This window comes from bacterium (genome assembly GCA_027622355.1).
Taxonomy (GTDB): Bacteria; UBA8248; UBA8248; order UBA8248; family UBA8248; genus JAQBZT01.
The window spans coordinates 1-7547 of sequence record JAQBZT010000145.1 but is presented as its reverse complement, the minus strand read 5'-3'; the positions used below and the strand labels follow the sequence as shown (position 1 = coordinate 7547).

The 7547-nt window shown below is 63.6% G+C and carries 10 protein-coding genes; 7 read left to right on the top strand and 3 right to left on the bottom strand.

The window, feature by feature from the left end; translation table 11 throughout:
• Positions 1 to 14 precede the first annotated feature (14 nt).
• The 5 genes from O2807_09410 (at position 15) to O2807_09390 (ending at position 3316) form a co-directional block, all read left to right on the top strand.
• The gene (locus O2807_09410) at positions 15 to 173 is read left to right on the top strand and encodes a hypothetical protein (protein MDA1000711.1); all 159 of its coding nucleotides are present in this window, start codon (positions 15 to 17) and stop codon (positions 171 to 173) included.
• Positions 174 to 346: 173 nt separating this feature from the next.
• Positions 347 to 1288: an FtsH protease activity modulator HflK gene (hflK, locus tag O2807_09405; protein MDA1000710.1), complete on the top strand. Its 942-nt coding sequence runs from the start codon at positions 347 to 349 to the stop codon at positions 1286 to 1288.
• Entirely contained in the window at positions 1285 to 2190 is a 906-nt protein-coding gene (locus O2807_09400) for a protease modulator HflC (GenBank protein MDA1000709.1), read from the top strand. Before hflK ends, O2807_09400 begins: the two co-directional genes overlap by 4 nt.
• A gap of 181 nt (positions 2191 to 2371) precedes the next feature.
• Positions 2372 to 2695 carry a hypothetical protein gene (locus tag O2807_09395; protein MDA1000708.1) on the top strand — a complete coding sequence of 108 codons (324 nt, stop codon included), beginning with the start codon at positions 2372 to 2374 and terminating at the stop codon, positions 2693 to 2695.
• A gap of 12 nt (positions 2696 to 2707) precedes the next feature.
• Positions 2708 to 3316, top strand: coding sequence for a methyltransferase domain-containing protein (locus O2807_09390; protein MDA1000707.1), 609 nt, complete (start codon positions 2708 to 2710; stop codon positions 3314 to 3316).
• Positions 3317 to 3352: 36 nt separating this feature from the next.
• On the opposite strand, the gene O2807_09385 is transcribed toward O2807_09390, so the two are convergent.
• Positions 3353 to 4681, bottom strand: a complete 1329-nt coding sequence (locus O2807_09385; GenBank protein ID MDA1000706.1) for a YihY family inner membrane protein — start codon at positions 4679 to 4681, stop codon at positions 3353 to 3355.
• 255 nt (positions 4682 to 4936) lie between these two features.
• Here O2807_09385 and O2807_09380 point away from each other — a divergent pair, with 255 nt between their 5' ends.
• Positions 4937 to 5611: a hypothetical protein gene (locus tag O2807_09380; GenBank protein ID MDA1000705.1), complete on the top strand. Its 675-nt coding sequence runs from the start codon at positions 4937 to 4939 to the stop codon at positions 5609 to 5611.
• A gap of 50 nt (positions 5612 to 5661) precedes the next feature.
• Positions 5662 to 5946, top strand: coding sequence for a hypothetical protein (locus O2807_09375; protein MDA1000704.1), 285 nt, complete (start codon positions 5662 to 5664; stop codon positions 5944 to 5946).
• A gap of 54 nt (positions 5947 to 6000) precedes the next feature.
• On the opposite strand, the gene O2807_09370 is transcribed toward O2807_09375, so the two are convergent.
• Positions 6001 to 7161: a M20 family metallopeptidase gene (locus O2807_09370; GenBank protein ID MDA1000703.1), complete on the bottom strand. Its 1161-nt coding sequence runs from the start codon at positions 7159 to 7161 to the stop codon at positions 6001 to 6003.
• Positions 7158 to 7547, bottom strand: a 390-nt coding sequence (locus O2807_09365; GenBank protein MDA1000702.1) for a hypothetical protein, incomplete at its 5' end; no start/stop codon positions are given. The genes O2807_09370 and O2807_09365, both read right to left, overlap by 4 nt.

Here is a 7547-nt window from a genome sequence, read left to right as displayed (position 1 = left end):
CGCTCGCCGTAGGGCTGGCGGAGGGATGGGCTCTGGCCGATGCGGTGCGCTTCGCCACGGCCGCCGCCGCGCTTTCAGTCCAGAAAAAAGGCGCCCAGACAGGACTGGCCCGGCGCCCAGGGATTCTCCGGTGGATGCGCGCCCTCCGGGTCTCCCCCGTGCGGGCCGGTTGACTTCCCTTGCCATTAACCTTAGCTTGTAGCTAGAGTTCAATCGGCGAGTTTCATTCTTGAATAATCCTCACAGCCGCTGGAGAATCTAACCCATGCCCATGGATTGGGACGAGTTTAAGGCCAAACGGCAGGGTGGCGGGGGTCCGCCCCAGTTCCGGATGCCGGAGTTTAAGATGCCGAATTTCCGGCTGCCGGGCGCGGCTATCATCGCTATCGCTGTTGTCATCTGGCTTCTTTCGGGAATCTTCACGGTGGGCCCCGATGAGCAGGGCCTCGTCCTGCGGTTCGGTAAGCTGAACCGCGTCGTGACCTCGGGTCTGAATTACCACATTCCCTTCCCGGTCGAAACGGTTTTCACGCCGAAGGTCACCAAGGTCCGCCGGCTCGAGATCGGCTTCCGCACAGTCGACCCCGGGCCCCCGGCGCGCTATATCGACAAGCCGCACGAATCCCTCATGCTCACCGGCGATGAGAACATGGTGGACGTGAAAGTAATCGTGCAGTACCGGGTGGTGGACGCGCGGAAGTTTCTCTTCAGCGTCCGCAATCCCGAGACCACTGTCCACCTCGCTTCGGAGGCCGCCATCCGCCAGGTGATCGGCAGCAAGCCCATCGACGAGGCGCTGACCACCGGGAAGGGCGTCATCCAGCAGGAAACCATGGTGGAGGTCCAGCGGATTCTGGATTCCTACGACAGCGGCATCAACATTGTCGCGGTCCAGCTCCAGGATGTAGCGCCGCCGAAAGAGGTCATCCAGGCGTTCAAGGACGTGGCCAGCGCCCGCGAGGACAAGAACCGACTCATCAACGAGGCGCAGGGCTACCAGAACCAGATCATCCCCGAGGCGCGCGGCAAGGTGGCCGAGATCGTCCAGCGGGCCGAGGCGTACCGGCAGACGAAAATCCGCATGGCCCGCGGCGACGCGAACCGCTTTGCGGCCACGTTGACCGAATACAAGAAGGCCCCCTACATCACCCGCAAGCGTCTGTACCTTGAAATGATGCAAGAGGTGATGCCCACGGTGGACAAATTCATTCTCGATCAAAATAAATCCGGCGTCCTTCCCATCTTGTCACTCCAGGGGAAGGTGCTGAAGGAGCTACAGGGCAAATGAACGAGCGAACCGGACTGCCGGTCAAATCCATCAGCTTGATTGTTGTCGTTGTTGTCGCCTTGATCCTGCTGAACTCGATCTTTTTCTCTGTCAGGGAAGATCAGCAGGTGGTCATCACCCGGTTCGGAAAGCCGATCCGCGTGATCCAGAAGGCGGGCCTCGACTACCGTATCCCCTTCATCGATCAGCTCACTGTCTTCGACCGCAAGCTTCTCGAGTACGATTCGAGCCCGACGGAGATCATCACCGAGGACAAGAAAACTCTCGTGGTGGACAACTTCTCGAGATGGCGCATCATCGATCCGCTGCTCTTTCTCCAGACGGTGCGCGATGAGGCCGGCGCCCAGGCCCGCCTCGACGACATCATCTACAGCGAACTGAGGCTCGAACTGGGCCGCAAGGAACTGATTCAGATCGTCGCCAGCGAGCGTGCCGACCTGATGCGGCTGGTGACGAAAGAGAGCGACCGCAAGGCGCGCGAGTATGGCATCGAGATCGTGGACGTGCGCCTCAAGCGCACCGATCTTCCCCAGGAGAACCTCAAGGCCATTTTCGGCCGCATGATGGCCGAACGCCAGCGGATCGCCAGGCAATACCGCTCCGAGGGCCGCGAGGCGGCACAGAAAATCCGCGCCGAGACCGACCGCAATCGTGACATTCTCCTCGCCGACGCCTACGAGAAAGAACAGGAGCTCAAGGGCCTCGGCGACGCCAAGAGCATCGAGATCACGGCGAACGCTTTCGGCAAGGCGCCCGAATTCTACAACTTCCTCAAAAGCATGGAGGTCTACCGCTCGACGCTGAAGGACAAGACAACCATCATCCTTCCGGCGAACAGCGACTTCCTCAAGTTCCTGCAGGGCGAGGGGAACATGCAGGAGAGCGGCCCGAAGAAAAAATAACGCAGCAGCGCGCGATCACAAAAAAAAGCCTCCCCGCAATGGGGAGGCTTTTTTGTCTTTATCGCAGGGAACCCGCCCCGTCTAAGGGGGTGTGCAGAGAGTGTCCATTCTTGCCGACCCTCACACCCGCAAGCGCGAAGCCTGCGTCTGGTCAGCGCCGTCAAACCAGGGAGGAAAAGTATTGGTCGTTAAGGAGACGAAGAAGGGAAGATTCTCCTCAATCGGCTCGATCGGGGCCGTGCTGCTGGCGTTCCTGGGGAGCCAGCACCACACGCTGCACATGCTGCTGCTGGCGGCCGGGCTGGGCGGCGCCGGGACGAGTCTGATGACTGCGTTTCCCCTCCTGCGACGGGCAATGCTGCTCATGTCGCTGGTCATAGCGGGGGTGCTGGCCTACCGTATGCGGGATGCCGGGTGCCCGCGATCCATGCGTATCCTGAACGGGGTCTCGATCCTTCTCACCATCGGGATCGTCGCGTGGTCGGTCGCGCAGTTCGGCTTGTAGCGGAGGGGCGCCATGACGAATCCGTACCGCAAGGACTTGAGCCATCTCACCTGGGCAGAGGTGTACGAGCGACAAGAAAGGCGGGCCGGCTTGATGGAGGAATGGCTGGACGCCCTCGGCCTTCAGCCGGGGGACCGCGTGCTGGACGTGGGCTCCGGGCCTGGCTTCGTGAGCCTGGCGCTCGCTGGCCGGGTGGGGCCCGGCGGGGCCGTCTACGCGATCGACAGGTCCGCCGAGGCTCTGGCCTGCCTTGAGGGTTTCCAGAAAGAGCGTGGGGCGGCGCAGATCCAGCGGATCGCCGCGGACGCCGCCGCGCTGGAGCCCGCGGACTTCCCCGCGGACGCGGCGGTGATCTCGGTGGTCCTGCACCACGCGGACGACCCGCCGGGCATCCTGCGCAACGTGGCCCAGATGCTTGTGCCCGGAGGCCGGGCCCTGGTGGCGGAGTTCCACCCGGAGGGCCCTTGCGAGCAGGGTCCCCCGCGGGAGCACCGGATCGCACCCGAATGTATTCAAACGTGGTGCCAGGACGCCGGTCTCGTGGTTCAGGCCTTCCGGCGCCAGACATCCGAATACTACATGATCCTCGCCCAGCGGCTGTCCCAAGTGGTGCGGTCCTAGCACAAATGCCGATGCGGAAAAGTGAAGTGCCTCACCCTAAAGATCCCTGAGCCTGCGGTTGGCGAGAGAGGCGCCGGCTTCCGCCTCCAGCTTCGAGAGGGCGGCGCGGGCGGCGTCGATTTTTTCCGAGTGTCCGGCGCCGTCCCCTCCCTCGAGGGCGGCGAGAACGAACGCGAGGGTGATCTGATCGGTATCGCGCGCGGGCTGATAGCGGGGTGCGTCCTCCGCGGTGTTGTCGGCCACAAGCGAGAGGACGCCGCTCTCCGCGAGGCGCTTGAGCAAGTCCTCCGTCAGTGCGGGCGGTGCGGGCAGCTCTTGGGCGATCTCCGTCGCGCTGGCCGGCAGCGCGCCGTTTGTGAACCTTTGAACGCAGATGCGGACAATGGCGAGGGCGAGGGTTTTTTCATCCCGCCCGCTTGGGGTGCCGCCTGATAGCCTCGATTTTTCGTCGGCATAGTTCTGGCGGATGAAGGCGAGCTCGGTCCCGATGAGGACGATGAGCCAGCTGGTCTGCAACCAGATGAAGAAGAGCGGCAGGGCGGCGAAACTGCCGTAGATGGCGCCGTAGCGCGTAAGCCCCACCTGAAATTCGATGTAAGCCCACTGGACGATCTGGTAGAGCGTCCCGGCGATGACGCCGCCGTAGATGGCCGGCCCGATGCGGACGCGGGTGTTGGGAATGAAGATATAGGCCAGTGTGAACAGCGCCCAGACCATGACGAGGGGCGAGAAGCCGAGAAAGAAGAAAACAGCCGGCCCCGCCAGCTGCAGGAAGGGAATTTTTCGGATAAGGGTATCAATGAAGCCACTGATGGCGATGGTGATACCGCTCGATGCGATGATGAGGATGGGCGCGATGGCGAGGATGGCGATGTACTCCAGTATCTTCTGCTTGAGGTGCCTGCCGCGCGCGATGCGCCAGATACCGTTGAAGCTCTCCTCGATGCGCCCGAGAATTCTGGTGGCGCTCCAGAAGAGGAGAATGACGCCCGCGCCGGCGATGAAGCCGCCCTTGGTCTGATTGAGAAGGGCGCCGGCGTAGACGAAGACTTGCCGGAGGACTTCCTGCTGCTGGGGGAAGGAGGTGAGGAGGCGCTTCTCGAGCGCTTTCTCGAAGTCGAATCCCTTGGCGATGCCGAAGGCCAGGGCGGCGACGGGAACGATGCTCATCAGGGAGTAGAACGTCAGCGCCGAGGCGTGAAGGTGGCACTTGTCCCGCTGAAACTCCCGTGCGGCGAGAAGGGCGCTCTGGAGGTGGGCGATCAGAAAGGCCCGCGGGGCGGAATAATCCCCGGGGTCGAGCTTCCAGAGGCCTTCCTCGAAAAACCGGCGGCACCCCCTGGCGAATTCGAGAAGCCCTCTCATGCGGAATCCTGCGGATGGTATGTGGTATGGCCCCCCCGGCGGGAGGGGCTGAAATTTTCGGTTTTTGCCCCCTGAATGGTGCGATCGGGCCGAAAAAGATGCAATCGGGGAAGGCCCGCCCGGATATACCCCGGTTTCAGACTCCTTTCGAGACACGGCGGCGGCGCAATTCTCCTTTTCGTTCAATGACTTGCGAAATTTTCCCAGGTCTTATACATTACATATACGTGCGACATCTTCATGGGGAGGTGCGCGATGCCTGACCGAATTCCTTCCATCAATCCCGGCGGACAAGCCGGACAGCAGATTTTTGCGCGCCGGCAAGCTTTTAACCAGGTGACGTCGAATCTCGCCACCGCCGGTGCAGCCGCGCAGAATCCCCAAGCGCCGGTTCGTGAGACTCCGGCCCCGGTTAAAACCGACAAGGACGCCCAGAGCCTGCAAAGCCAGTCTCCCGGCATCCGGCGGGCGGTGCAGAGCGCGGATCTCCAGCAGATTCGTCAGGATTTGGTCGGCCAGTTTATCCAGGATGTTTCTGGAGAACTTACCGCGCCGGGAGCCGGAGAGAGGGCCGGGGGACCCCAGGGGCGAACGGAACCTCCGGCGCAGAACATTCCCGGCCAAAGAGTTGTCCCCGAGGTTCCGGGGCAGGGCGTCAGTGATCAGTTTTCGGCGCGGGACCTCCCCGGCGCGGCGGGCGATACGCCCGAACCCACCGGGTTTGAGTCTGCCAATGCGTCCGGCGGGTCGGGCGCGCCTGTGGTGGATACGTTTTCGGTGACCGAGACAACGGCTTCCGTCGGAGGCGGCGTGGCGGTCGAAGATGTCGCCCGCACGAATAATGCGCCTGCCCCCCGCCGGCCGGAGGAGAATATTTCCCGCGTGCCGGGCGGTGCGAGCCGGGGCGCCATCGTGGATGTGGTCGCATAGCGTCATCGCACGTTTTGTGAAGTTGGTTTTCTGTCGGAGGAGAGTCTTTAGTGGCCGCAGGGTTTGAGCCGTCCATCAGTTCATCGGGCGCTGCCACTGGCACGAACAGGGCGCAGTTCGGCGCGGGCCTGAGTGCGAAGGATCTTCCGCTTCCGGTCGCGGCCACGGGCGAGGATGTGGCGCGGGAGTTCCCGATGAGCACCGAAAAAATTCAAAAGAGCCAAAATTCGCCTCCGCTGATCCGGGCATCTCAGGCCGCCAGTTCCGCCATCGAGCAAAAAGCGGTGGAGGCCATCGCGGGAAGCCGCGGCGCAAACATCAGCGTCATCGCGTAAAGCGCACTTTGTGAATGGCATGCCGCGGCGGGAGCCGCGGTTTTTTTTTGCCCTTTATCCGGCCGCTCCGAGCCGGGCGATAAGACCCGCCAGCAGGGCGGCGCGCGGAACCAGGCTCGGAATCTCGAGATACTCCTCCGCCGTGTGCAGCCCGCCGCCCACCGGGCCGAGCCCGTCCAGCACGGGCACCCCGAGCGGGGAGAGATAGTTTCCGTCCGAGCCGCCGCCGGTTGGCGTGAAGGTCAGTTCAAAGCCCGCCTCTTCGGCCACCGGCTTCGCCAGGCCGATCAGCCAGTCGGTTTTCTCGTTCCTCTCCATGGCCGGCCTTCCGCCTTTTATCGTCAGCTCCAGCGAAGTGCCGTCGATGGCGGGTTTGGCGATGAGTTCGCGAAGTTCCGCCGCCATCCCATCGAGCGTCTGCTGCCGGTCGGCCCGGATTTCGACGAAGCACCCCGCCGAGGCGGCGACGATGTGCGGGCGCTCCCCGCCCGAGAGGCCGGTCACGTTCACGGTGCCGCCCTCTCGTGTGAGTGCGTAGACATCGAGGATCTTATGCGCCAGCTCGTGGACGGCGCTTCGGCCCTTATCCATGTCCACCCCGGCGTGGGCGGCCACTCCATGGATGTTCACCTCCCCGTAGAGGCTGCCCTTGCGCGCCGCGACGATCGAGCCGTCGGCCCGCCCCGGCTCGATGATCAAGGACGCTTTCGCGTCTTTCCCCCATTTTTCGATGAGCGCCCGCGAAGAGGGGTTTCCCAGCTCCTCGTCCGTGTCGTAGAGCACCAGGATTTCGCCGAACTCCCGGAAGCCCGCCGCCATCAGCGCCGAGAGGGCGAAGAAGCAGTTCACGAGCCCGCCCTTCATGTCGGCCACGCCCGGTCCGCGGGCACGATCCCCTTCGAGGGTGAAGGGACGGCGTGCGGCCTCCCCTTCCGGGAAGACCGTATCGCAGTGGCCGATGATGAAAATCCGCCCCGAATCCTTGTTGTTCCCCCGGAAGCGGGCGAGGAGATGATCCCCCGTGCCATGGGTGCCGGGAAGCCGCTCGGTCTCGGCGCCGATGGATCGGTATTTTTCCTCGAAAATGCCGGCGACCTTCGAGGTACCCGTCCCCGGAAAGGTGGGCGAATCCACGGACACCGCCTCCCGCAGGGTGGCGATGATCTCCTCCTCGCGGCCCTTGAGCGCGGCCAGGATCTTGCGCGTTTCGATCATGCGGAATCTCCAGATGCGTAGAATTTTCCTTCGACGGAATTTCCCGCCAGAAGCCCGTCATAAAGTCCGGGGGGGATGGCGCTCCAGACTTCCCGGGCCATCTTCTGTTCCGCGAGGCCGTTGCAGTGGCTTAGGTACAAATAGCGCCGGATGCCCGAAGGCAGCCGGGCCGGATAACTCTCCGGGTGGGCCGCCGCCGCCGCCATATGCCGCGGCTCGATGATCTGCCCGGGCTTGAGCCCGGCCAGGGCGCAGGTCTGCTCGAAGCGGTGGATGACATCGGGGCCCGCCGGGCGGCCGACGGCACTCAGCCCGAAGACCAGAAGCGCATGGGTGGTCGAGCGGGGGAGAACCGGCTCCCCCGCGCCGGGGGGTTTGAGCAGCCG